General features: G+C 67.3%; 23 protein-coding genes. 15 read left to right on the top strand and 8 right to left on the bottom strand.

The window, feature by feature from the left end:
* Window positions 1-22 precede the first annotated feature (22 nt).
* The 3 genes from G9473_RS12750 to G9473_RS12740 all read right to left on the bottom strand — a co-directional run bounded on the left by G9473_RS12750 (window position 23) and on the right by G9473_RS12740 (window position 4,799).
* Window positions 23-1,846, bottom strand: coding sequence for a long-chain fatty acid--CoA ligase (locus tag G9473_RS12750; protein WP_291138443.1), 1,824 nt, complete (start codon window positions 1,844-1,846; stop codon window positions 23-25).
* 188 nt (window positions 1,847-2,034) lie between these two features.
* Window positions 2,035-3,747, bottom strand: a complete 1,713-nt coding sequence (gene ggt, locus G9473_RS12745; RefSeq protein WP_291133709.1) for a gamma-glutamyltransferase — start codon at window positions 3,745-3,747, stop codon at window positions 2,035-2,037.
* A gap of 11 nt (window positions 3,748-3,758) precedes the next feature.
* Window positions 3,759-4,799 carry a quinone-dependent dihydroorotate dehydrogenase gene (locus G9473_RS12740; protein WP_291133708.1) on the bottom strand — a complete coding sequence of 347 codons (1,041 nt, stop codon included), beginning with the start codon at window positions 4,797-4,799 and terminating at the stop codon, window positions 3,759-3,761.
* A gap of 414 nt (window positions 4,800-5,213) precedes the next feature.
* Between G9473_RS12740 and G9473_RS12735 the strand changes: the two genes are divergently transcribed.
* The 10 genes from G9473_RS12735 to G9473_RS12690 all read left to right on the top strand — a co-directional run bounded on the left by G9473_RS12735 (window position 5,214) and on the right by G9473_RS12690 (window position 13,831).
* On the top strand, window positions 5,214-7,040 hold the full coding sequence (locus G9473_RS12735) for a DUF885 family protein (protein ID WP_291133707.1): 1,827 nt from the start codon (window positions 5,214-5,216) through the stop codon (window positions 7,038-7,040).
* 179 nt (window positions 7,041-7,219) lie between these two features.
* Window positions 7,220-7,660, top strand: coding sequence for an SUF system Fe-S cluster assembly regulator (locus tag G9473_RS12730; protein WP_291133706.1), 441 nt, complete (start codon window positions 7,220-7,222; stop codon window positions 7,658-7,660).
* Entirely contained in the window at window positions 7,657-9,183 is a 1,527-nt protein-coding gene (gene sufB / locus G9473_RS12725) for a Fe-S cluster assembly protein SufB (RefSeq protein WP_291133705.1), read from the top strand. The genes G9473_RS12730 and sufB overlap by 4 nt, the downstream gene beginning before the upstream one ends.
* Window positions 9,180-9,674 carry an endonuclease domain-containing protein gene (locus tag G9473_RS12720; protein ID WP_291133704.1) on the top strand — a complete coding sequence of 165 codons (495 nt, stop codon included), beginning with the start codon at window positions 9,180-9,182 and terminating at the stop codon, window positions 9,672-9,674. Before sufB ends, G9473_RS12720 begins: the two co-directional genes overlap by 4 nt.
* On the top strand, window positions 9,671-10,216 hold the full coding sequence (locus G9473_RS12715; RefSeq protein ID WP_291133703.1) for a hypothetical protein: 546 nt from the start codon (window positions 9,671-9,673) through the stop codon (window positions 10,214-10,216). Before G9473_RS12720 ends, G9473_RS12715 begins: the two co-directional genes overlap by 4 nt.
* On the top strand, window positions 10,203-10,967 hold the full coding sequence (gene sufC, locus G9473_RS12710) for a Fe-S cluster assembly ATPase SufC (protein ID WP_291133702.1): 765 nt from the start codon (window positions 10,203-10,205) through the stop codon (window positions 10,965-10,967). The genes G9473_RS12715 and sufC overlap by 14 nt, the downstream gene beginning before the upstream one ends.
* Window positions 10,960-11,718, top strand: a complete 759-nt coding sequence (locus G9473_RS12705) for a SufD family Fe-S cluster assembly protein (RefSeq protein WP_291133701.1) — start codon at window positions 10,960-10,962, stop codon at window positions 11,716-11,718. The genes sufC and G9473_RS12705 overlap by 8 nt, the downstream gene beginning before the upstream one ends.
* Window positions 11,715-12,944: an aminotransferase class V-fold PLP-dependent enzyme gene (locus G9473_RS12700; RefSeq protein ID WP_291133700.1), complete on the top strand. Its 1,230-nt coding sequence runs from the start codon at window positions 11,715-11,717 to the stop codon at window positions 12,942-12,944. Before G9473_RS12705 ends, G9473_RS12700 begins: the two co-directional genes overlap by 4 nt.
* 12 nt (window positions 12,945-12,956) lie before the next feature.
* A complete protein-coding gene (locus G9473_RS12695; RefSeq protein WP_291133699.1) occupies window positions 12,957-13,472 on the top strand; it encodes an SUF system Fe-S cluster assembly protein in 516 nt (171 codons plus the stop codon).
* Complete coding sequence (locus G9473_RS12690) at window positions 13,472-13,831, top strand: iron-sulfur cluster assembly accessory protein (protein ID WP_291133698.1); 360 nt, start codon at window positions 13,472-13,474, stop codon at window positions 13,829-13,831. The genes G9473_RS12695 and G9473_RS12690 overlap by 1 nt, the downstream gene beginning before the upstream one ends.
* A 15-nt stretch (window positions 13,832-13,846) precedes the next feature.
* Here the strand turns inward: G9473_RS12690 and G9473_RS12685 are convergent, their stop codons facing one another.
* The 3 genes from G9473_RS12685 to G9473_RS12675 form a co-directional block, all read right to left on the bottom strand.
* Window positions 13,847-14,788 carry a hypothetical protein gene (locus tag G9473_RS12685; RefSeq protein WP_291133697.1) on the bottom strand — a complete coding sequence of 314 codons (942 nt, stop codon included), beginning with the start codon at window positions 14,786-14,788 and terminating at the stop codon, window positions 13,847-13,849.
* 63 nt (window positions 14,789-14,851) lie between these two features.
* On the bottom strand, window positions 14,852-15,268 hold the full coding sequence (locus tag G9473_RS12680) for a hypothetical protein (protein ID WP_291133696.1): 417 nt from the start codon (window positions 15,266-15,268) through the stop codon (window positions 14,852-14,854).
* Window positions 15,261-15,980, bottom strand: coding sequence for an EI24 domain-containing protein (locus G9473_RS12675; RefSeq protein ID WP_291133695.1), 720 nt, complete (start codon window positions 15,978-15,980; stop codon window positions 15,261-15,263). Before G9473_RS12675 ends, G9473_RS12680 begins: the two co-directional genes overlap by 8 nt.
* Window positions 15,981-16,135: 155 nt before the next feature.
* On the opposite strand from G9473_RS12675, the gene G9473_RS12670 reads away from it, so the two are divergent.
* The gene (locus tag G9473_RS12670) at window positions 16,136-17,128 is read left to right on the top strand and encodes an adenosine kinase (protein WP_291133694.1); all 993 of its coding nucleotides are present in this window, start codon (window positions 16,136-16,138) and stop codon (window positions 17,126-17,128) included.
* A 4-nt stretch (window positions 17,129-17,132) separates the two neighbouring features.
* Here G9473_RS12670 and G9473_RS12665 read toward each other — a convergent pair whose 3' ends face one another.
* On the bottom strand, window positions 17,133-17,486 hold the full coding sequence (locus G9473_RS12665) for a c-type cytochrome (protein ID WP_291133693.1): 354 nt from the start codon (window positions 17,484-17,486) through the stop codon (window positions 17,133-17,135).
* A gap of 38 nt (window positions 17,487-17,524) precedes the next feature.
* Window positions 17,525-18,805, bottom strand: coding sequence for a phosphoribosylamine--glycine ligase (purD, locus tag G9473_RS12660; RefSeq protein WP_291133692.1), 1,281 nt, complete (start codon window positions 18,803-18,805; stop codon window positions 17,525-17,527).
* Between purD and xseA the strand changes: the two genes are divergently transcribed.
* The 4 genes from xseA to G9473_RS12640 are packed head-to-tail and all read left to right on the top strand — an operon-like array spanning window position 18,804 to window position 22,355.
* Window positions 18,804-20,279, top strand: coding sequence for an exodeoxyribonuclease VII large subunit (gene xseA / locus G9473_RS12655; RefSeq protein WP_291133691.1), 1,476 nt, complete (start codon window positions 18,804-18,806; stop codon window positions 20,277-20,279). The two genes, purD and xseA, sit on opposite strands and share 2 nt — an antisense overlap.
* Before the next feature lie 24 nt (window positions 20,280-20,303).
* Entirely contained in the window at window positions 20,304-20,507 is a 204-nt protein-coding gene (locus tag G9473_RS12650; protein ID WP_291133690.1) for a DUF2093 domain-containing protein, read from the top strand.
* Entirely contained in the window at window positions 20,504-21,388 is an 885-nt protein-coding gene (locus G9473_RS12645) for a M23 family metallopeptidase (protein ID WP_291133689.1), read from the top strand. The genes G9473_RS12650 and G9473_RS12645 overlap by 4 nt, the downstream gene beginning before the upstream one ends.
* 1 nt (window position 21,389) lies before the next feature.
* Window positions 21,390-22,355 (top strand): esterase-like activity of phytase family protein, encoded by a 966-nt coding sequence (locus tag G9473_RS12640; protein ID WP_291133688.1) that lies wholly within the window; start codon window positions 21,390-21,392, stop codon window positions 22,353-22,355.
* The last annotated feature ends 66 nt before the right edge of the window (window positions 22,356-22,421 follow it).

Raw genomic sequence — 22,421 nt, 5'->3', positions numbered from 1 at the left:
GTCCGATGCGAGGCCCCTGCGCCTAGCTCTTGTACATCCCGTCGATCCGCTCGGCATAACGTTCGCGGATCTTGTGGCGGCGGATTTTCATCGAGGGGGTCATTTCCTCGTTCTCGATGGTGAAGGCTTCGTCCGCGAATTCGAACTTGCGCACCTTCTCGATCACCGAAAGGTCGGCGTTGGTCCGGTCGACCGCCTCGCGCACCGCCTTCCTGAAGGCGGGGAGGTCCTGCAGCGCCGTCATGTCGAACTTCTCGCCATTGGCGCGCGCCCATTCCAGCGCCCATTCTGCATCGGGCACGATCAGGCCGACGACATAGGGGCGCTTGTCCCCGCTCACCATCGCCTGCGCGATTTCCGGCTGGAGCGTGAGCATCCCCTCGATCTTCTGCGGGGCGACATTGTCGCCCTTGTCGTTGACGATGAGATCCTTCTTGCGGTCGGTGATCTTGATCCGGCCCTTCGCGTCGATCTCACCGATGTCGCCGGTGTGGAGCCACGGGCCGCCTTCGGGATCGTTCGGATCGGGCTTGATCGTGCGCGCGGTTTCCGCCGCGTTCTGCCAATAGCCGTGCATGACGAGCTCGCCCCGGCACAGGATTTCCCCGTCCTCGGCGATTTTCACCTCGACGCCGCGCAGGGGTGGGCCGACCGTGTCCATCTTGAGCCCGACCTTGGGCCTATTGCAGGCGATCACCGGCCCGGCCTCGGTCTGGCCGTAGCCCTGCAGCATGGTGAGGCCCATCGCCTCGAAGAAATTGCCGACTTCGGGATTGAGCGGCGCGCCGCCCGAAACCATCGCCTTGATCCGCCCGCCGAATTTCTCGCGGATCTTTGGCCGCAGCGTTCTTTCGACCAGGAAATCGAGCGGCCGGTCGCGCAGGCGCTTTTTCCCTTCCTTCGACTTGTCGGCGATGCGCAGGGCCGCGTCCATCATGTAGTTGGCGACCTTGCCCTGCTTTTCGACCTGCTTCATGATCCGGCTGCGCAGCACTTCGAACAGGCGCGGGACGACGACCATGATGGTCGGGCGCGTTTCCTCGATGTTGGAAGCGAGCTTTTCGAGCCCTTCGGAATAGAAGATTTCCGCGCCGACCCCGATCGGCAGGTATTGTCCGCCGGTGTGCTCATAGGCGTGGGAGAGCGGGAGGAACGAGAGGAAGCGCTCGTCGGTGATGCCGAAATCCTCGATCAGCACTTCGGCCGCGCCCGCGACGTTGCACAGGATCGCCCCGTGGTGCTGCATCACCCCGCGCGGCGCGCCGCCGGTTCCGCTGGTGTAGATGAAGCAGGCCGTGTCCTCGCGCGTGATCTTGCCGATCCGCTCCTCGACCGCGATGCGCGCGGCGGCGGCATCGCCCTGTGTGAGGCTGTCCCAGTCGTGGTAGTCGAAGCTGCCGGCCTGCTGGCGGTGAAGGTTCTCGATACCGATGACGTGCTCGATCATGCCGGTCTGGCCGATCGCGCCCACCAGCGGGCCGAGCAGTTTCTCGGTCGAGACGATCACGGCGCGCGCGCAGGAATTGTCGAGGATGTGCGCGTGGTCGCGCCGTGTGTTGGTCGTGTAGGTCGGCACGGTGATGCAGCCCGCCGCCATGATCGCGAGGTCCGCGATGCACCATTCCGGGCGGTTTTCCGAGACGAGCGCGACCTTGTCCCCGTCCGAAAGGCCGAGCCCGCGCAGGCTTTCGGCGAGCAGGCAGACCGTGTCCGCGACTTCGCGCCAGGACCGGGTGCGCCATTCGCCCTCGATCTTCGCGCCGAGGAAGGGGGCATCGCTCTTCTCGTCGGCGCGTTTCAGGAAAAGCTCGACGAGGTTGTTCGCATTCTCGATGTCCCGCAGCAGCGGATCGTCGAAAGCGCTTGCCGATACTCTCGACGCGGAAGCGGGCGGTTGGGTCGCGTGCACTTTGGCTCAACTCCTCGTCCCCTGACGGGGGACCGTGTCACTCAGCCCTTTTCGGGGCCCTCATGCATTACAGAACTAGGGGCAGTCTGCCGTAGCGGCAAGCTTGCGCGGCCAACGGGCCGGCTTCATTCATAGCCCAGTTTCGGTTCGATCCGAGGGTCGCGCGCGCTTTCCCAGCCCTGCGGCGTGCGGCGCAGCGCATTGGCCTTGAGCGACGGCGAGAAGCTGCGGACCTGCTCGTGGCCCATCGCCTTCAGCGCCTCGGTCATGAAGGTGAGCACGCTGTCGTCCTCGATGATGACGGTCGAGCCGAACGCCATGATGAGCGGCAGGCCGAGCGCTTCTTCGGCGCTCATGCCGAAATCGACCACGCCGATGATCGAGCGCGCGACCTGCACCGGGATGGTCGGCCCGCCCGCCGCGCCGATCACGAGGACGATCTCGCCATCGGCGTCGAACACGATGGTCGGCGCCATCGAGGAACGCGGGCGCTTGCCCCCTTCGACCCGGTTGGCGACGGGAACGCCGTCCTTTTCGGGCGTGAGGCTGAAATCGGTCAGTTCGTTGTTGAGATAGAAGCCGCCCCAGAACAGGCCCGATCCGAACGCGCCCTCGACGGTGGAGGTGTAGCTGACCGCATTGCCCGCGCCGTCGACCACGGCGAAATGCGAGGTGCCGTTCTCCGCCGGCTCGTCCCCGTCGGCGCGCGCCTGCGGAGCGCCGGGCGGGGTGCCGGGCTCGGCGGCTTCCAGCGCCTTGGCCGGGTCGATCAGGGCCGAGCGCCGGGCGAGGTAGGCGGGATCGAGCAAGCCCGCGACGGGCACTTCGACGAAATCGCTGTCAGCTAGATAGAGCTCGCGGTCGGCATAGGCGAGCCGCTGGGATTCGAGAAAGAGGTGCCAGAAGGCGACGCTTTCAGGGCCGAGTTCGGCAAGGTCGAAGCGTTCGAGCTGGGCGAGGATCTGCGCCACCGCGACCCCGCCCGAGGACGGTGGGCCCATGCCGCACACGCGGTAGGCGCGGTAGGGCGCGCACACCGCCTCGCGCTCCTTCGCCCTATAGGCGCGAATGTCCTCGGCGGTCATTTTCCCGTCCTGCGGGGTTTCCTGCGCGACATAGGACGCGAGCGCCGCCGCGCCGCCCTCATAGAAGGCTTGCGGTCCGGCCTCGGCGATCTGCTCGAGCGTATTGGCGAGCGTGGGGACCGTCACGCGCTCACCCACAGGCCGCGGTTCGCCGTCCGCGCCGAAGAACACCACCCGCGCGGCGGCATCGCGGTCGGCGCGGCCCTCGGCATCATCGAGCGATCCGTTGAGCCGGCGATTGACGAGGAACCCGTCGCGGGCGAGCGCGATGGCGGGCTGGAACAATTCGCGCCACGGCAGTTTCCCGTGTTCGGCATGAGCCATGGCGGCGAGCGCGATATTGCCCGGAACGCCGACGCTGAGGCCCGAGGTAACGCGCTCGTCGCGCGGGAGCGGCTTGCCGTCCTCATCCAGAAAGCGGGTCGCGGTGGCGCTGGCGGGCGCGGTTTCGCGCCCGTCGAAAGTGGTCACGCCCTGTTCCCCGGCGCGGACCATGAAGCCGCCCCCGCCGATGCCGGAGCTCTGCGGCTCGACCACGGTCAGCGCCAGCATCACCGCGATTGCCGCGTCGGTCGCAGAGCCGCCTTTCGCGAGGATTGCCCGGCCCGCTTCCTCGGCGCGCGGGTCGGCGGCGCTGACCGCGCCCTCGATTGCGGCTGGCGGCGGGGCGGCGTCCGGGGCTTCGAGAGTGGCGCAGCCGCCAAGGGCGAGACCGAGCGCGAGCGGCGCGAGGCGTTTGAGCAGGTCGTTCATGGCGCGGTTCGCTATTCGCTTCCCACCGCCTCTGCAATGCTTGCGAAGCCGTCGCGGCGCATCAGCGTCTCCAGCCGCTTGACGATTCGCCCGCCGAGGCCCGGACCTTCGAACACCATCGCCGAATAGAGCTGCACGAGGCTCGCGCCCGCGCGGATGCGCTCCCAGGCGTCCTCGGCGCTGGCGATGCCGCCGACCCCGACCAGCGGGATCGCCCCGCCCGTCGCCTGCCGGAATTCGCGCAGCCGCCGCAATGCGAGCGTGCGCAGCGGCGCGCCCGACAGCCCGCCCGTCTCGCCCCTGTGCCGCGAAGCGAGGTCGGGCCGCGAGACGGTGGTGTTGGACACGATCAGCGCGCCGAGCGCCTTGTCCAGCGCGATCCGCGCGATGGCATCGACATCCGCCGGGGTAAGGTCGGGCGCGACCTTGAGGAAGACGGGCGGTGTCACCGCCCCCGAAGCCGCGTCGCGCTCGGCGATCACCGCGTCGAGCAGCGCGGTCAGCGCACCTTCGTCCTGCAGCGCGCGCAGGCCCGGCGTGTTGGGGCTGGAGACATTGACCGCGAGATAGGAGGCGTAAGGCGTCATCAGCCGCGCCATCGTCGCGTAGTCGGCGATGCGGTCGGCGGCGTCCTTGTTCGCGCCGATATTGACCCCGACGATGCCCGGCCGCCCCGCGCGCGCCTTCAGCCGGGCAAGCGCCGCTTCGGCCCCGGCATTGTTGAATCCCATGCGGTTGATCACGGCTTCGTCCTCGGCGAGCCGGAACAGGCGCGGGCGCGGATTGCCCGCCTGCGGCAGCGGGGTGATCGAGCCGACCTCGGTGAAGCCGAAGCCGAGGCCGAGCAGCGCGCCCGGCACTTCGGCATCCTTGTCGAAGCCCGCCGCGACCCCGACCGGGTTGGGGAAGGAAAGCCCCGCGACATCGATCGCCAGCGCCCCGGGCCGCGGCGGGGGCAGGGCGGGCAGCGCTTTGAGCGCGCCGATCGCGAGGCGATGCCCCCGTTCCGGGTCGAGCGCGAAGATCGCGGGTTTCAGGAGGTCGAACAGCATGGCCGGTCGATGCCTATGCCACACCCCGCGCGGGTGTCGAGAGCCGGGAGCCGCTCAGCCCCTGCCGAATCGCTTTCGGTCGCAGCCGGTTCGGCTCCGATGACGGTCGTCATCGGCGTGTGCGCAGCGCGCCTGTCCTCAAGGATTCCAACCTAGGTGAATGGATCGCGGCGCAATCTTCCGTCCGCCTGTCGCTTGCATACAATTATCCCGCCGCAAGGCTCCCTATAAGCATTTTTGCGACCCGAAGGGCTCGGAGCAGAAATGCGAAGAGTTCCTCAACTCAGATGGGCGGCCTCCTTTCGGGGGCCGCCCTTTTTTCGTTCGTTTTGCAATAGTTCGCGCCTTCGCTATGTCGGCGCCGACAAGCGGGAGCGTTCACGCGGACGGCTCCCGAGACACGAAAGGGTTTCCATGCGTCGCACCAGTTTCCTCGCCACTTCGCTCCTCGCACTCGCCACTGCCGGCGCTGTTACGGCGCAGGACGCGCCGCCCCCGGTGAGCGCGACCGCCGCCGAGGATGCCTGGACCGCAATCGCCGAGGCCGAAACGATCGGCGACCTGTTCGAAGCCTATGACGCGGCGCAGCTCGAAATGAGCCCGGCGACCAAGGCTTATCGCGGCATCCGCGACGAGGATTACGGGCGCTGGGGCGAGGTTTCCGATGAGGCCGAGCGGCGTGAAGCGCTTATGCTGCTCTATGCCGCCGCGCAGATGCGGGCGAAATACGATCCCGCCACGCTCGATGAACAGGACGCGCTGTCCTACCGCCTGTTCGATCTCACCGCGCAGCGCAGCGCGATGCTGTGGCCCTATCGCGAGCTCGGCTATGTCTTCGACCAGCGCTCCGGCCCGCACACCGGCATCCCGGCCTTTCTCATCAACATCCACCGCGTCGGCAGTGTTTCCGATGCCGAAGCCTATGTCTCGCGCATTGCCGGGATCGGGGCGCAGCTCGACGCTCATATCGCCGAAGCCGCCGAGCGGGCCGAGGCGGGCGTGATGCCGCCCGACTGGACCTATCCCTACATGATTTCCGACGTCGAAGGACTGATCGCGGCGGGCGACGACAACGCCGTTCTCAGGGACTTCGCCAAGAAGGTCGAGGCGCTCGGCCTCGATGCCGAAACGACCGCAGCGATGAAGGCCGATGCCGTCGCCGCCTGGAACGCCGAAGCCCTGCCCGCCTACAAGCGCCTGCTCGCCGAACTGAAGCGGCAGCAGCCGATGGCCCCGACCGACGACGGCGTGTGGCGCTTCCCGAACGGAGAAGCCTATTACGCCGCGCTGCTCAAGAACTACACCACGACCGATCTCGATGCCGAGGAAATTCACGAAATCGGCCTGCAGCAGGTCGAGCGTATCCACGGCGAGATGCGCAAGATCATGGAGCGGGTCGGCTTTGATGGCGACCTGCAGGACTTCTTCGAATACACTCGCACCGACGACCGCTTCTTCTACGACACGCGCGAGGAATACCTTGCCGATGCGCAGGCCAAGCTCGACGCGCTCGAGGCGAAGCTGCCGCAATATTTCGGAAGGCTGCCCAAAGCGGACATGATCATCAAGCCGGTCGAGGCTTTCCGCGAGAAGAGCGCCGGGAAGGCATTCTACCAGAGCCCCGCGGTCGACGGGTCGAGGCCGGGCACCTATTACGTCAATCTCTACAATCTCAGGGATATGTCGAAGAACGAGCTGGAAGCGCTCGCCTATCACGAAGGGATGCCCGGCCATCACCTCCAGCGCGCGCTCCAGACCGAGCTCGGCGACGTGCCGCCCTTCCGCCGCTTCGGCGGGTGGACCGCCTATACCGAGGGCTGGGGCCTCTATTCTGAGGAGCTCGGCAAGGACATGGGCTTCTACGAGGATCCTTATTCGGATTTCGGGCGGCTCGGCATGGAGCTGTGGCGGGCGTGCCGGCTGGTGGTCGACACCGGCATCCATTCCAAGCGCTGGAGCCGCGAGGAGGCGATCCAGTATCTCAAGGACAACACGCCCAATCCCGAAGGCGACATCGTCAAGGCGATCGAGCGTTACATCGTCTATCCCGGCCAGGCGACCGCCTACATGATCGGCAAATTGAAGATCATGGAACTGCGCGACATGGCGCAAGGCGAGTTGGGCGAGGATTTCGATTATCGCGGCTTCCACGACACCGTGCTGCTGAGCGGGCCGGTGCCGCTGTCGATCCTCGAGGAACGGGTCGAGGACTGGGTCGCACGCGAAAAGCGCGGCGGCTGAGCCGCAGTTTCCCGCCGCGATCGATTCGATCGAGCGAGGGGCGCGCGCCGACAGGTTGCGCGCCCCTTTCGCTAACGACTCGCAACAGGCCATCGGGCATTGAAATCCGAGCATTTTGCTCGTATTTCCTAATCGGAACGAAATAGTCCGATTTGAGAATCATTCGCAAGCAGGAGCCGATGCGCCTTTCCAACCTCGCCGATTATGCCGTCATCACCATGTCGCAGGCGTCACGCCATTGCGGCGACGGGCGAGTGAGCGCGGCGGAACTGGCGAGCGAAACCGGGCTTCCGGTGCCGACGGTGCAACGGCTCGTGTCGAAACTGACCGCGGCGGGCCTGCTGCGCTCGGTCCGCGGCGCGGGCGGCGGGCTGCAACTGGGCCGGCCTGCCGCGGCGATCACCGTTGCCGACATCGTCGAGGCGGTCGAAGGCCCCATCGCGCTGACCGCCTGCATCGACCATGGCGACTGCGATTTCGAGGCCGGCTGCTCGATGAAGCCGCACTGGCCGATCATCAACGACGCGCTGCGCGGCGCACTGGCCGAGATCACGCTCGCCCAGCTGCGCGATCCACCGCCGCCGAAAACCCGACCCACGATTGAAGAGAGGGCCGCATGAGCGACAATTTTCCCGTCGAAACCAAAGGCGCCGAAACCGACGGTATCGAAACCGAAGAGCTGACCGACCGCGAAGCGCGCGACGCCGCCGCCCGCGCGGCGGAATACGAGCACGGCTGGTCGTCCGAGATCGAAACCGAATTCGCGCCCAAGGGGCTGAACGAGGACACGGTTCGCTTCATCAGCGCCAAGAAGGGCGAGCCCGAATGGATGCTCGACTGGCGGCTGAAGGCGTTCCGGATGTGGCAGGATATGCCCGAACCCGACTGGGCCAAGGTCGGCTATCCGCCGATCGATTACCAGGACGCCTACTACTACGCCGCGCCCAAGAAGAAGGCGGAACTCGAATCGCTCGACGAGCTCGATCCGGAGATCAAGTCGGTCTACGACAAGCTCGGCATTCCCGTGGCGGAGCAGGAAGTGCTCGCCGGGGTGAAGGGCGCGCGCAAGGTCGCGGTCGATGCGGTGTTCGATTCCGTCTCGGTCGCCACCACTTTCCGCGAGGAACTGCAGAAGGCGGGCGTTATCTTCCTGTCGATCTCCGAGGCGATCAAGGAGCATCCCGAGCTGGTGAAGAAGTGGCTCGGCCGGGTCGTGCCCCGGAACGACAACTACTTCGCCTGCCTCAACTCCGCGGTCTTTTCGGACGGCACCTTCGTCTACATCCCCGAAGGCGTGCGCTGCCCGATGGAGCTGTCGACCTATTTCCGCATCAATGCCGAGAATACGGGCCAGTTCGAACGCACGCTGATCGTCGCTGAAAAGGGCTCCTACGTCTCCTATCTCGAAGGCTGCACCGCGCCGATGCGCGACGAGAACCAGCTCCACGCCGCCGTGGTCGAACTGGTCGCGATGGAAGATGCCGAGATCAAGTATTCGACCGTGCAGAACTGGTATCCCGGCAATGCCGAAGGGCAGGGCGGGATCTACAATTTCGTCACCAAGCGCGGGCTTTGCCAGGGCGACCGGTCCAAGATTTCGTGGACGCAGGTCGAAACCGGCTCTGCGGTGACGTGGAAATATCCCTCCTGCGTGCTCAACGGCGAGGACAGCGTGGGCGAGTTCTACTCGGTCGCGGTGACCAACAATTTCCAGCAGGCCGACACCGGCACGAAGATGATCCACAACGGCAAGAACAGCCGTTCGACGATCATCTCCAAGGGCATTTCGGCGGGCAAGTCGTCCAACACCTATCGCGGCCTCGTGCGTGTGGGTCCGAAGGCGGACGGGGTGCGCAATTTCACCCAGTGCGATTCGCTCCTGCTTGGCGACACCTGCGGCGCGCACACCGTGCCCTATATCGAGGTGAAGAATCCCGGCGCCCAGATCGAGCACGAGGCGACCACGTCGAAGATCTCGGACGAGCAGCTGTTCTACGCGATGCAGCGCGGCCTCGACGAGGAAGAGGCCGTGGCGCTCATCGTCAACGGCTTCGCCCGCGAGGTGCTGAAGGAACTGCCGATGGAATTCGCGGTCGAGGCGCAGAAGCTGCTGGCGATCTCGCTCGAGGGGAGCGTGGGTTGACCGACCGCAAGACCCTCCAACTCCGCGAGCCCTCCGAGGACTCCACCGCCCCCGCGCTCAAGAAAAAGGGGCGCGGGTGGGAAATTTCGGAGAAGCGGCTCGACCAGCTTCACGCCCAGGCGCGCGAGCTGCGGCGGCATTCGTCCGAGGCGCACAAGGCGCTCGCGGCGCGGTTCGCCAAGGCGGACCTCGGCCGGCACACATTCACCCGCCATGCGGTGGTCGGCTCGGCGATCGTCGATTTCAACTGCCACACGCTCGGCATGGCGGTCGACATCTTCGAGGAAGGCGACACCGAAGCGCTCGCCACTCGCCGCGACAGGAGCCTCGAGGCGGTCGGGATCAAGGTCATGCGCATCAAGGCGTCGGAAATCCTCGAGAACATGGACGGCGTGCTCGCCCGCATCACCGCCGGGATGCGCCAGCGCATTGCCGACAAGCAGGAAGCCCGCAACCGCCACAACGCGCAACACGCAGGGGGCCGCCGATGATCTCGCTCGCCCTCACCGTCGCTGCGCCGCTTTTCGCCCTGCAGGGCGTTGGCGAGGCCGCCGTCGCGATCAAGAACGACGACCCGGAAACCTGGGTGGTGGAATACCCGCGCCTCCTGCGGCCCTACGTGCAGGACTATCGCAGCTGCCTCAACCTCTCGAACCGGCGCATCACCGGCGTCGCCGATTTCGAGCAGCAGCACCGCGCCGACATCCCGCGCTGCGCCGAAGAGCGCGCCGAGGCGGTCGCCGCTTCGAAGGACATGATGCGCGGCGCGAAAACCCCGATGAGCGACGGCGAGATCGAAACCCTGTTCGAAAACATCGGCCTCATCCACATCGCGCGCGGGGCCGATCTCGACAAGCAGTTCACTCAGAACCTCGCCAATGCCCAGGCGAGGACCGACAACTACGAGGCGACCCGGCCCAAGGGGCTGGTGATCGAATTGCGCGACGCCTCCGTGGTCAAGAGCCGCATGGAAATCGAAGGCACGGGCGAAACCGACAAACCAAGCAAGGAGGCTGGCGATGCTGGCTATTGAAAATCTCACCGCCGAAGTTGCCGATGGTGACAAGGGCACCAAGCAGATCCTCAAGGGCCTGACCCTTGAAGTCGCGGCGGGCGAAGTCCACGCGATCATGGGCCCCAACGGCGCGGGCAAGTCGACGCTCGCCAACGTGCTCGGCGGCAAGCCGGGCTACGAAGTGACCGGCGGCAGCGTGACCTTCAAGGGGCAGGACCTGTTCGAACTCGAACCCCACGAACGCGCCGCTTCCGGCCTGTTCCTCGGCTTCCAGTACCCGGTCGAAATTCCCGGCGTGTCCAACGTCCAGTTCCTGCGCGAAGCCTTGAACGCCCAGCGCAAGTTCCGGGGCGAGGAAGCCGTCAGCGGCGGCGAATTCCTCAAGCTCGCCAAGGAAAAGGCCGGCCTGCTCAAGATGGACATGGAAATGCTCAAGCGGCAGGTGAATGTCGGCTTTTCCGGCGGCGAGAAGAAGCGCGCCGAAATGGTCCAGATGGGCATTCTCGACCCCGATTTCGCCGTGCTCGACGAGACGGATAGCGGCCTCGACATCGACGCGCTGCGCGTCGTGGGCGAGGGGATCAATGCGATCATGCGCGCGCCCGACAAGGGTGTTCTGCTCATCACCCACTACCAGCGCCTGCTCGACGTGGTGAAGCCCGACCGCGTGAGCGTGCTGGCCGACGGCCGGATCGTCCAGACCGGCGGACCGGAACTCGCGCTGCGGCTCGAGGAAGAAGGCTATGACGCGGTGATGGCTGATGCCTGAGGCAGCGACCCTTCCCACCCGCCGCGAGGAAGCGTGGCGCTATGCCGATATCGACGCGCTCGGCCGGATCGGCGCGGACGCGCTCGACCAGTGGCGCGAAATCGCGCTCGATGCGGGCGAGACGCGGCGCGAATGCATGGTCGTGGGCGGCGACTCGCCCGAACTGCACCGCATCCGCGTGACGCTGGGCGAAGGGGCGCGGCTCGAGCTGTTCGCCACCAATGCCGGGCGCGACTACACCCGCGTCGAGGTCGAGGTGACGCTGGCCAGGGGTGCGCACTTCGAATTCGGCGGCGTGACCATCGGCGGCGACGAGGTGACGCGCGAATTCGTCACCACCACCATCCACGCCGAGCGCGAGGCGACCAGCAACCAGACCGTCCGCGCCGTTCACTGGGGCGATGCGACGGGCAATTTCCTCGGCGAAATCAAGGTCGTGAAAGACGCGCAGAAGACTGACGCGGCGCAGGATTTCAAGGGGCTGCTGCTCGAAGCGGGCGCCAGCGCCAACGCCGTGCCGCAGCTCGAAATCTTCGCCGACGACGTGAAATGCGCCCACGGCGCGACCGTCGGCGAACTCGATGAAAGTGCGCGCTTCTACATGGCCGCGCGCGGGCTTTCGCCCGAACTCGCCCAGCGCCTGCTGGTGCAAGCCTTCATCGCCGACGCGTTCGTGGCGCTGGAGGACGAGGCCGAGCATGAGCGCCTGCTCGACGCCGCGCTCGCCGTGCTGGAGAACGCGCCGCGATGAATGCACCCGCCACGATAGACCGCGACCTGAAGGCCGATTTCCCAGGGATGTTCACGCCCGAGGGCGAGCCGTGGCATTATCTCGACACCGCCGCGACCGCGCAGAAGCCGCGCGCCGTGATCGATGCCATGGCCCGCGCGCTGGGCGAGGATTACGCCACGGTCCATCGCGGGGTCTATTCGCGCTCGGCGCAGATGACGCTCGGGTATGAGAGCGCGCGGCGGCGGATCGCGGATTTCCTCGGCGGCAAGGAGGACGAGATCGTCTTCACCCGCGGCGCGACCGAGGCGATCAACCTCGTTGCCAATTCCTGGGGCCGGGCGAACCTGAAAGAGGGCGACCGCATCCTGCTCTCGCAGCTCGAACACCATTCGAACATCGTGCCGTGGCAGATGGTGGCCGCGGCGACCGGCGCCGAAATCGATGTCTGTCCGCTGACCGAGGACCACCGGATCGATCTCGATGCGGCCGAGGCGATGCTCACGCCGAAGCACAAGCTGGTTGCGCTGTGCCATGTCTCGAACGTGCTCGGCAGCGTGCTCGATGCCCCGCGCGCCGCGAAACTGGCGCACGGCGTGGGCGCGAAGCTGCTGCTCGACGGATGCCAGTCGGCCCCGCACATGGCGGTCGACGTGACCGAACTCGGCTGCGATTTCTACGTCTTTTCCGCGCACAAGCTCTATGGCCCGACCGGGATCGGCGCGCTGTGGGCGAAAGGCGACATCCTCGCCGCCATGCCGCCGTGGGAAGGCGGCGGGGCGATGATCGACCGCGTGACTTTCGAGAAAACGACTTACGCCCCCGCCCCGCAGCGGTTCGAAGCCGGGACGCCCGCGATCACCGAAGCGATCGCGTTCGCCGCGGCCGCCGACTACGTCGCGGAAATCGGGATGGACACCATCCACGAGCGCGAGGCGAAGCTGGTGGCGAAGCTCCGCCGCGAACTCACCGCGATGAACGACGTGCGCGTCTTCGGGCCCGAGGACAGCGCCGGCATCGTCAGCTTCGCGATCGGCGACATCCACCCGCACGACCTCGGCACGATCCTCGACGAGGCGAATGTCGCGATCCGCGCCGGGCATCATTGCGCGCAACCGCTGATGGACTATCTCGGCGTCCCCGCGACTGCCCGCGCCAGTTTCGGCCTCTATTCGAGTGAGGCCGATGTCGATGCGCTGATCGGCGGAATCCAGCGCACCCGGAAAATCTTTGGACACAGTTCCTGAAGGATCAGGCTCATGACCGACAACGAAAACGAAACCCGCGACTACGTGGCAGCTCCCGCCCCGAACGAAAACGTCATCGAAGCGACCGAAGCGCCCCCGAAACCCCCGCGCGCGCGGGTCGAGGACGCGGTCGATCCCGATGAGCCGGGCGAAAAGCGCGAACGCGACTATCTCGAAGGCTTCCTCGCCGCGACTCCGGCGGAAACCCCCGCGACCGGCGCGGGCGGCGAATTGCAGGGCGCGGTGATCGAGGCGCTGCGTGAGATCTACGATCCGGAGATCCCGGTTAACATCTACGATCTGGGTCTTATCTATGGTGTCGAGGTCGACGAGGAATGCGACGCGACCGTCACCATGACGCTGACGACGCCGCACTGCCCCGTCGCCGAGACGATGCCGGGCGAGGTCGAAATGCGCGTCTGCTCCGTCCCCGGCATCCGCGACGCCGAAGTCGTGCTCGTGTGGGATCCGCCGTGGAGCCCCGAGAAAATGTCGGATGAAGCGCGCCTCGAACTGGGAATGCTGTGATGACGACCGAAACGAAAACTCGCCAGATGCCCGCCGCCGTGACCCTGACCAAGGGCGCTGAAGCGCGGATCGCGCACCTGATGGAGAACGCGCCCGCCGACGCGATCGGGGTCAAGCTGTCGACTCCGCGCCGGGGCTGCTCGGGTCTTGCCTATTCGGTCGATTACGTCACCGAAGAGCAGAAATTCGACGAGAAGATCGAAACGCCCGGCGGCACCTTCTACATCGACGGGGCGAGCGTGCTCTACCTCGTCGGTTCGGTGATGGACTGGCAGGAGGATGATTTCACTGCCGGTTTCGTGTTCGAGAACCCCAACGCCAAGGGCGCGTGCGGCTGCGGCGAAAGCTTCATGGTGTAAGGCGCCCGGAGCGCCTCAGCCTTCCTCGATGATCCGCGCGAGCAGGCGGCGTTCGAGTTCGTCCACCTCGCCGTCGGCGTCGATCATCTTTTCCAGCCATTCGCGTTCGTAATCGGTCACTTCGGCCCCGGCTGCGGCCTGTTCCTCGAACCCGGGCCCGGCGTCCTTCTTGCCGAAGACCTTGCCGAAATGGTTGGCGACGTTCGGCACTTCTTTCGCCATCCGCCCCATGAAACGCGCCACGTTCGGCTTGCTGTCGGCGATGAAGGCCCGCAGTTCGCGAGCGCGATCATGGTCGAGCTGGGCGTTCTGGAGCGCGAAGCCCTTGAGGTAGTTCGACACGCCGTCGAGGAAGAGGTCGTCCCATTCGGACGCGTTTTCCTCGGCCAGCGTCTCGTCCTTCAGGCGGAACAGCATTTCGGCATCGTAGCGGCTCACTGCCGCCGGGCCGTGCCCGCCGCTGGCGAAGATCACCCGGCGGATGATGCGGCATTCGGCCGCGGTGATGTGGGTCGCGGAAAGCGCCCCGCCGCAGCGGGTCGGGCCGATACCGGTGAGCACCTCGCGTTCGACCTGGACGAGGACGTAATCCTTCAGGCGAACCGGCACGTTCTGCGCGCGCTCGACGATGCGCACGATGGTTTCGAGTTCGACGAGGCTCTCGACGACGCCGTCGTGGTCGACCTGGTCAATCAGCCATTGCGCTTCGGCCTCGGAGCATTGCAGGCGCGGCTCGTTGCCGTTGAGGACATATTCGCCGATCGCCTCGACGAAGAAATCGCACCACGGTTCGTCCCGTTCGGTGAGGACATTGTTGACCGCGAACAGCGCCTCGGCCTCTTCGCGGGTGATGATGCCGTCGCCCCAGCCCTGCTGGCGCAGCGCGAGCAGCTCGTGCGCGGAAACCTGCCCATCGGCAGCCGCGCGGCGCGCGAGTTCGGTGAAATGCGTCGTCATTTTCGGGCCTGTCCCCTGCGTGGCTTTGCATGGGGGCATGGCACGAACAGGCTTAAGACCGCGTTACCGCGTGTCGCGCGCGCGCTCGATCTCGGCGATGCAGGCTTCGCGCGAGGTCTCCGTGCCGCCTTGCCGCAGCCGCGCCTCGACATGAGTCGCGACCGGCGCGCCGCCTTGGGTAAGGGGGTAGAGGTAGATGTCGAGAACGCAGGCATCGCCCGAGAATTGCAGCTTGCGCGCGTCGCCCTCGACGAGGTCGATGCGCGGTTCGCCGAAACGGGCGTAGAGCGCTCGCGTGTCCGCGCCCATCACCCCGGCGAGGTCGCCGCCCGGCTGGGGGCGGGGCGCGCGGAAGGGCTCGGCGGGGCGGGGCGCGGGGCTCGCTCCGGGCGAGGGCAGCGGGACCGCGGTGCCTCCGGCGCAGGCCGACAGCAGCGCCAGAGTGGCGCAGGCGGCGAAAAGGCGCGGGCTTTCAGGCATCGGCAGTCTCCCTTCCCGCGCGCCCCGTGAGCGCGCGCTGGGCGAGATGGGTTCCGGCGGCCGCGCCGACAATGGGCGCGAGGAGATTGGCGAATGGCACCAGCATCAGCCCCGCGACCGCCGCACCGAGCGCGAAGCGCTGCGCTTTCGGAACCGGGTTTGCCGGGCACTCGCTCTCGTGCCGCAGCCACGCCATGTCGGTCAGCTCGCGCCCCAGCAGGAAAGCGTTGACGAGCAGCACCACGAGAGCCGGGCCGATCCCGGTGATCCACAGCAAGACAATCAGAGGCAGGGTCAGCGCGTTCAGCGCCAGCGCGCGGCCCGCCCCGCGCAGCGAATTGGCGAGATCGCGCCCGAAAGGCAGCGGCTTCGCCCGCGCAGCCGCCTGCGGATAGTGACGCGCCTCGACCGCGGCAATGATCTCGTCGGCGAAGAATTGCAGCACGGCGAGCGCAACGATGCGGAACAACAGCCAGAAGCCGACCAGCCACAGGAACACCGCGAGGACCGCCGCCGCAGCGTTATTGAAGCGTTCCGGCAGAAAGCTTGCGAAGAAGACGCCGATGGCGCTTTCGAGCCCCCACCACAGCCCGACCCCGCCCGCCGCGAAGACCAGCAGGGTGACGAACACGCTCTTCGCCGCGACCCGGATCACCGCCGGATCGGTGAGCTGCCCGAATGCCGTGGCAAGGGAGGTGAGCACGGATTGCATCGGCTGCGAGCGATAGTGCCCGGCCCGGCCCTGTCAAACCGCTGCGTCGAAACGCTGCGCCGAATCGCTCCCTACGCTTCCCCTTGGATTGCGCCGCGCGCCGGGCTAGGCGCTGTCGCACACCTTTTTCCAAGACAAGCAACGGGACATCATCTGTGACCGAACCGCGCTATGACGTGATCGCCATCGGCAACGCCATCGTCGACATCATCGCTTCGTGCGACGACGAAACGATCGAGGAACTCGAACTGAATCGCGGCGGGATGACGCTGGTCGATGCGCCGGGCGCGGACCGGCTTTACGAAGCGATGGGCCCCGCGACCGAGAAATCGGGCGGCTCGGCGGCGAACACGCTGGCGGGGCTGTCGCAGCTCGGCACGCAATGCGCCTTCATCGGGCAGGTCGCCGACGACCAGTTCGGCAAGGTGTTCGCCCACGACATCCGCGCGGCGGGGATCGATTTCGACACGCCGATGCGCGCAGGCGACCCGCCGACCGGGCGCTGCCTGATCTTCGTCACCCCCGATGGGGAGCGGACGATGAACACCTTTCTCGGCGCGGGCCAGTACCTGCCCGCGACCGCGCTCGACGAAAGCCTGATCGCGAGCGGCGCGATCCTCTATCTCGAAGGCTACCTGTGGGATCCCGAGGAACCGCGCAAGGCGATGCGCCGCGCCATCGAAGTCGCCCGCAGCGCGGGACGCAAGGTCGCCTTCACCGCGTCCGAAAGCTTCGTCATCGAGCGCCACGGCGACGATTTCCGCGATCTCATCGATAACGGCATGATCGACATCCTGTTCGTCAACGAAAGCGAGCTCGCGACGCTGACCGGCGAGCCCGATTTCGAAAAGGGCTTCGATATGGTCGCGCCCAAGGTGCCGTGCCTCGTCGCGACCCGCTCGGCCAAGGGCGCGGTCGCCGATGCGGGCGGCGTCCGGGCCAGCGTCGCTGCCGAGCCGGTGGCCAAGGTCATCGACACGACCGGCGCGGGCGACCAGTTCGCGGCGGGATTCCTGTCGGGCTTCGCCAAGGACGAGCCGCTGGAAAAGTGCCTGCGCCGCGGCGCGATCGCGGCGGCCGAGGTCATTTCGCACTACGGCCCTCGGCCCGAGGCGGACTTGCAGGCGCTGATCGCGCAAAAGCTCTGACGCGTCAGGGGGCGGGGACGTAGTCCTCGCGCCGCAGCGTCACCATGTAGGCGGCGATCTGGTCGACCTGCGCGCGGGTGAGGTCGAAATCCATCATCTCGGGATAGTTGTGCGCGTCGGCGAGCCAGTCGCCGAGCGTGTCTTCGGACAGCCCCTGGCGGTTGGCGATCGCCTCGAAGGTCGGCGATTGCGGATTGGGCGAGAGGAAGGGCGGCTCGACCGCATGGCACCCCCCGCAGGCGGCCTCGACGAAAGCGGGCGGGTCAGGCTCCCCCGCCGCAGGCTCGGCGGTCGTCTTGTCCGGGGTCTGGCACGCCGCGAGCGGCGCGGCGGCGGCGAGAAGGGCGATGCGTTTCATGGATTAAGGATAATCCCGGCGCGCGATTTCGCCTAGGCTCATTCGCCCGCCCGCCTCTCGCGCTCGATTTCCCGCCAGCCGATATCGCGGCGGCAGAAACCGCTCGGGAAGGAGACGGTGTCGACCGCCTCATAGGCAATCCGCTGCGCTTCGGTCACGTTCGCGCCCATGGCGGTGACGTTGAGAACGCGGCCCCCGCTTGCCACCAGCGCGCCGTCCTTTTCCGCCGTGCCGGCGTGAAAGACCTTGGCCTCGCCCGCCTCGGCCTCGCCGAGATCAATCGCCCCGCCCTTTTCAGGCGTTCCGGGATAACCCTTGGCCGCCATGACCACGGTGAGCGCGGTTTCGGGCGCGAAATCGGGGCGGACCCCGGCGAGTTCGCCCCGCGCACAGGCGAGCATGATCGCGGCGAGATCGCCTCTCAGGCGCATCATCAGCACTTGGCATTCGGGATCGCCGAAGCGGCAATTGTATTCGATCAGCTTCGGCCCTGCGTCGGTCAGCATGAGCCCGGCGTAGAGCACGCCCGAATAGGGCGTCCCGTCCGCCGCCATCGTCTCTACCGTGGGGCGGATGATTTCGTCGATCACGCGTGCCTCGAGTTCTTCGGTCAGCACGGGCGCGGGCGAATAGGCGCCCATGCCGCCGGTGTTGGGCCCGACATCGCCCTCGCCAACGCGCTTGTGGTCCTGCGCGCTGCCGAAGGGGAGGATGAACGTCCCGTCGGTCAGCGCGAAAAAGCTCGCCTCCTCCCCGCGCATGAACTCTTCGATCACGACTTCGGCGCCCGCTTTCCCGAACTGGCCGCCGAACATATCGGCGAGCGCGATTTCGGCGGCTTCGATGTCGTCGGCGATCACCACGCCCTTGCCCGCGGCGAGCCCGTCGGCCTTGAGCACGAAAGGCGGCTCGAACCGGGCGAGCGCGGCGCGCGCTTCGTCGAGCGACGTCGTGCGGACATAGCCCGCCGTGGGAATGCCGGCGCGCGCGCACAAGTCCTTGGTGAAGCCCTTGGACCCTTCGAGCTGCGCGGCGGCCTTCGACGGGCCGAACACCGCGATGCCCTCTGCGCGGAGGCTATCGGCGAGTCCGTCGACCAGCGGGGCTTCGGGGCCGACGACGACAAGGGCGATGTCCTTGTCCCGGCAGAAGGCGGCCACCTTTGTGTGATCGTTCACATCGAGCGTGACGCATTCGGCCTCTTCCGAGATCCCCGGATTGCCGGGCGCTGCGTAGAGCCTTGAAAGGCTCGGGGATTGCGCCAGCTTCCATGCTAGCGCATGTTCGCGCCCGCCCGATCCCAGCAACAGGACATTCATGGCTCGCACCCCTTCAGACAGTGACAATGCCGGGCTCGTAGCGCGCACAAGGCAGGGCGACAACGCCGCGCCGCTTTCCATCAGCGAGATTTCGAGCCTCCTGAAGCGCACGGTCGAGGACCGCTTCGGCCATGTCCGCCTGCGCGGGGAGCTGTCGGGGGTGAAGCGCGCCGCCTCGGGGCATCTCTATTGCTGCCTCAAGGACGACAAGGCCGTGCTCGATGGGGTGATGTGGCGCGGGAACACCAATCGCCTGCCTTTCGTGCCGGAAGACGGGCTGGAAGTGATCGCGACCGGCAAGCTCACCACCTATGCCGGGCGCTCGAAATACCAGATCGTGATCGACAGCCTCGAACTCGCGGGCGAAGGCGCGCTGCTGGCGCTGCTCGAAAAGACCCGCGCGCGGCTGGCCGCCGAAGGGCTGTTCGCGCCCGAGCGCAAGCAGGCGCTCCCGTTCCTGCCGCGCACGATCGGGGTCGTGACTTCGCCCACGGGCTCGGTGATCCGCGACATCCTTCACCGGCTTGCCGACCGTTTCCCGAGCCATGTCGTGGTCTGGCCGGTGCTGGTGCAGGGGCAGGGCGCGGCGGAGCAGGTTGCGGCGGCGATCCGGGGCTTCGATGCGCTAGGGCCCGGCGGGCCGGTGGCGCGGCCCGATGTCGTGATCGTCGCGCGCGGCGGCGGGTCGATCGAGGACCTGTGGAGCTTCAACGAGGAGATCGTCGTGCGCGCGATCGCGGATTGCTCGATCCCGACGATCTCCGCCGTGGGCCACGAAACCGACACGACGCTCGCCGATTTCGCCGCCGACCGCCGCGCGCCGACACCGACCGCGGCAGCGGAAATGGCGGTCCCGGTCCGCCGCGACCTCGCGCTCGCGCTGGCCGATTTCGCCAATCGCAAGGCGCGCGCGGTCTATCGCCCGGTCGAACTCGGGCACGAACGGCTCGAAGCGCGCGCCCAGCGCCTGCCGCGGCCCGAGGAACTGCTCCAGCCGCAGGCGCAGCGGCTCGACGAGGCCACCGAACGCCTGCGCCGCGGCCTGCTCGACCGGGCCGGTCAGGGACGCGAACGACTGGCGAACTGGGGGCCGAGGCTCCATCCCGGAATGCTGCGGCGCGGCCATGCCGAGGCGCAGCGGCGGCTCGCTTCGGCGCGGCTGGTCCCCTCGCTGGTCGAGCGGCCCCTGCGCGATGCCGGAGAACGACTTGCCGCGCTGGCGCGGATCGCGGACCAGTTGCACCCGGAAAAGCCGCTCGAACGGGGCTATGCCATCGTCCGCTCGGCAAGCGGCGAGGCGCTGACCCGCAAGGCGCGTGCGGCGAAGGAGGCGACGCTCTCGCTGCAATTCGCCGACGGAACGCTGGAGGTCGCGCCTGCCGGTTCAGCGCCCCGTTCAGCGGGCGGCAAAGCGCGTTCCGCTACGCCGAAAGAACCCGCGAGTGCGCCGCGACAGGACGATTTGTTCGGATAGGCGCTCGCTGCTATGGAAGACCCCATGCTGATGTCCACTTCCGACAAGGCCGCAAGGCTCTATTACGGCCCCGCCAGTTTCCGCGTCCTGCGCCCTGGCCAGCACGTCGTGTGCGCGGTGACGGGCGAGATCATCCCGCTCGACGAATTGCGCTACTGGAGCGCGGAACTGCAGGAGGCCTATGCCTCCGCCGAGGTCGCGACGCGCCGCCTGCTCGGCCGCGAATGACCGCCCTGCCCCTGCGCCGGTCGCACCCGGTCTTCGCGGTTTGCGCGGCGGCGTTCCTGATCGCCTGCTCGGGCGGCTCCGAGCGCGCAGGCGAAGCTCCCGCAAAGGCCGCCGAAAGCCGCGCGAGTGAGGGCTTCGAGGTCGAGGGCCGCCTGATCCAGGGCGGATTCCTGCGCGGAACCGCGCCTGCGGGGGCCGAGACGGTGACGCTGGCCGACCAGCCGGTCGACATCGCCTCCGACGGCAGCTTCTTCGCCGCCTTCGACCGCGACGCGCCCGAAACGCTGGTGCTCGAAGCGGAACTCGCGAATGGCGCGCACGTGCGCCGCGAGCTTGCCATCGCCCGGCGCGACTGGGACATCGAACGCGTCAACGTGGCCAAACGCAGCGGCGGGACAAGCGAAGCGTGGTGGAAGAAGCGCAAGCCCGAATGGGAAGCGATCGTCGCCGCGCGGGCGAAGGAAACGGGCGCGACCGGCTGGCGGCAGGATTTCATCTGGCCGGTCAAGGGGCGGATTTCAGGGCGGTTCGGGCGCCAGCGGATCTACCGCGGCGAACCGGGCAGCTATCATTCGGGCATCGACATCGCCCCCGGCGCCGGCACGCCCTTCGTCGCCCCTGCGGACGGGGTCGTGGTGCTCGCCCGCACCGGCTTCAGCCTCGAGGGATCGCTCATCATCATCGATCACGGCATGGGGCTGAACAGCGCTTTCCTGCACGCCTCGAAAATCGCGGTGGAGGAAGGCGAGGCGGTCGAACAGGGCCAGTATATCGGCAATGTCGGGTCGAGCGGGCGGGCGACGGGGCCGCACCTGCACTGGAGCCTCAAGTGGAAGGACTGGCGGCTCGATCCGCTGCTGCTCGCGGGGCCGATGGACTGAAATGCGCGCGAAGCGGCTGATCGCCGCGCTCGGCGTGGCCCTGATGTGCGCGCCGGGGACGTTCGTGCGCACGCCGGTGGCCGAAGGCTTGCCGCGCCACGTCGCGCTCGAGCGGGTCGCCGGGCCCGCCCGAACCACCACCCCGGGCTGGAGCGTCGCGGGCGTGTGGCATTATTCCTCGGGCCCCAATCGCGATTTCGGCGGCTATTCGGCACTGCTCGCTGCGCGCGACGATCGCCTGCTCGCCTTTTCCGACCGCGGTTCGCGCTTCGCCTTCGCCCGCCCGGACGGACCGTCGCCGGAGCCGGGCGAGCGTCCGATCGCGCTCCAGGCCGTCGCGCCGCCGCTCAGCGAGGATTTGTGGGACATCGAATCCGCGACGCGCGACCCTGCCACCGGGACATATTGGCTGGGTTTCGAAAACACGCACGCGATCCTGCGCTATACGCCTGGACACGGGTTCGACGGGATGCGCCTGCTCGAAGGCGAGGTCCGCTGGCCCTCCAATTCGGGCGCGGAGGCAATGGTGCGGCTTTCCGACGGACGTTTCGTGGTCCTGCCCGAAGGCGGGCGCGAGGGCCTGGTCTTCGCAGGCGACCCGGTCGAGGTGGAGGCGGGCGAGCCTTTCGCCTTTCGCAATCCCGCGCCCGGCTTCGCCGCGACCGATCTGGCGCAATTGCCGGGCGGCGACCTGCTCTTGCTGATGCGCAACACCGTCTTCGCCCTGCCGCCGTTCGAGAGCCTCATCGCAATCGGCCCGCCACCGCGCGCTGGCGAGACCTGGGCACCGCGCATCGCGCTGCGGCTGGAAGGCGTCGTTCCTCCCGAGAACTACGAGGGCATCGCGCTCGAGCCGTTCGAAGACGGCCGCGTGGCCGTGTGGATCATCTCCGACGACAATCTTTCGATCATGCAGCGCACCTTGCTGGCAAAGCTCGTCTTCGATCCTTCCGCCGCCGAAGATTGAGGGCGCTGCGCCGGTCAATGCAAAAAAGGCGTGACGGGTCGCCCCGCACGCCTTTTTGGAAAATAG

It is taken from the genome of Erythrobacter sp., assembly GCF_011765465.1.
Taxonomy (GTDB): domain Bacteria; phylum Pseudomonadota; class Alphaproteobacteria; order Sphingomonadales; family Sphingomonadaceae; genus Erythrobacter.
Note: the sequence above shows the minus strand (reverse complement) of the source record. Positions and strands in the feature narration are given on the sequence as shown.

What these genes read in the sequence shown, in the direction of transcription:
- ggt (WP_291133709.1), bottom strand. Translation starts at nt 3,747, where the DNA reads ATGAACGACCTGCTCAAACGCCTCGCGCCGCTCGCGCTCGGTCTCGCC.
- G9473_RS12740 (WP_291133708.1), bottom strand. Translation starts at nt 4,799, where the DNA reads ATGCTGTTCGACCTCCTGAAACCCGCGATCTTCGCGCTCGACCCGGAA.
- G9473_RS12735 (WP_291133707.1), top strand. Translation starts at nt 5,214, where the DNA reads ATGCGTCGCACCAGTTTCCTCGCCACTTCGCTCCTCGCACTCGCCACT.
- G9473_RS12730 (WP_291133706.1), top strand. Translation starts at nt 7,220, where the DNA reads ATGCGCCTTTCCAACCTCGCCGATTATGCCGTCATCACCATGTCGCAG.
- sufB (WP_291133705.1), top strand. Translation starts at nt 7,657, where the DNA reads ATGAGCGACAATTTTCCCGTCGAAACCAAAGGCGCCGAAACCGACGGT.
- G9473_RS12715 (WP_291133703.1), top strand. Translation starts at nt 9,671, where the DNA reads ATGATCTCGCTCGCCCTCACCGTCGCTGCGCCGCTTTTCGCCCTGCAG.
- sufC (WP_291133702.1), top strand. Translation starts at nt 10,203, where the DNA reads ATGCTGGCTATTGAAAATCTCACCGCCGAAGTTGCCGATGGTGACAAG.
- G9473_RS12705 (WP_291133701.1), top strand. Translation starts at nt 10,960, where the DNA reads ATGCCTGAGGCAGCGACCCTTCCCACCCGCCGCGAGGAAGCGTGGCGC.
- G9473_RS12700 (WP_291133700.1), top strand. Translation starts at nt 11,715, where the DNA reads ATGAATGCACCCGCCACGATAGACCGCGACCTGAAGGCCGATTTCCCA.
- G9473_RS12695 (WP_291133699.1), top strand. Translation starts at nt 12,957, where the DNA reads ATGACCGACAACGAAAACGAAACCCGCGACTACGTGGCAGCTCCCGCC.
- G9473_RS12690 (WP_291133698.1), top strand. Translation starts at nt 13,472, where the DNA reads ATGACGACCGAAACGAAAACTCGCCAGATGCCCGCCGCCGTGACCCTG.
- G9473_RS12685 (WP_291133697.1), bottom strand. Translation starts at nt 14,788, where the DNA reads ATGACGACGCATTTCACCGAACTCGCGCGCCGCGCGGCTGCCGATGGG.
- G9473_RS12680 (WP_291133696.1), bottom strand. Translation starts at nt 15,268, where the DNA reads ATGCCTGAAAGCCCGCGCCTTTTCGCCGCCTGCGCCACTCTGGCGCTG.
- G9473_RS12675 (WP_291133695.1), bottom strand. Translation starts at nt 15,980, where the DNA reads ATGCAATCCGTGCTCACCTCCCTTGCCACGGCATTCGGGCAGCTCACC.
- G9473_RS12665 (WP_291133693.1), bottom strand. Translation starts at nt 17,486, where the DNA reads ATGAAACGCATCGCCCTTCTCGCCGCCGCCGCGCCGCTCGCGGCGTGC.
- xseA (WP_291133691.1), top strand. Translation starts at nt 18,804, where the DNA reads ATGGCTCGCACCCCTTCAGACAGTGACAATGCCGGGCTCGTAGCGCGC.
- purD (WP_291133692.1), bottom strand. Translation starts at nt 18,805, where the DNA reads ATGAATGTCCTGTTGCTGGGATCGGGCGGGCGCGAACATGCGCTAGCA.
- G9473_RS12650 (WP_291133690.1), top strand. Translation starts at nt 20,304, where the DNA reads ATGCTGATGTCCACTTCCGACAAGGCCGCAAGGCTCTATTACGGCCCC.
- G9473_RS12645 (WP_291133689.1), top strand. Translation starts at nt 20,504, where the DNA reads ATGACCGCCCTGCCCCTGCGCCGGTCGCACCCGGTCTTCGCGGTTTGC.
- G9473_RS12640 (WP_291133688.1), top strand. Translation starts at nt 21,390, where the DNA reads ATGCGCGCGAAGCGGCTGATCGCCGCGCTCGGCGTGGCCCTGATGTGC.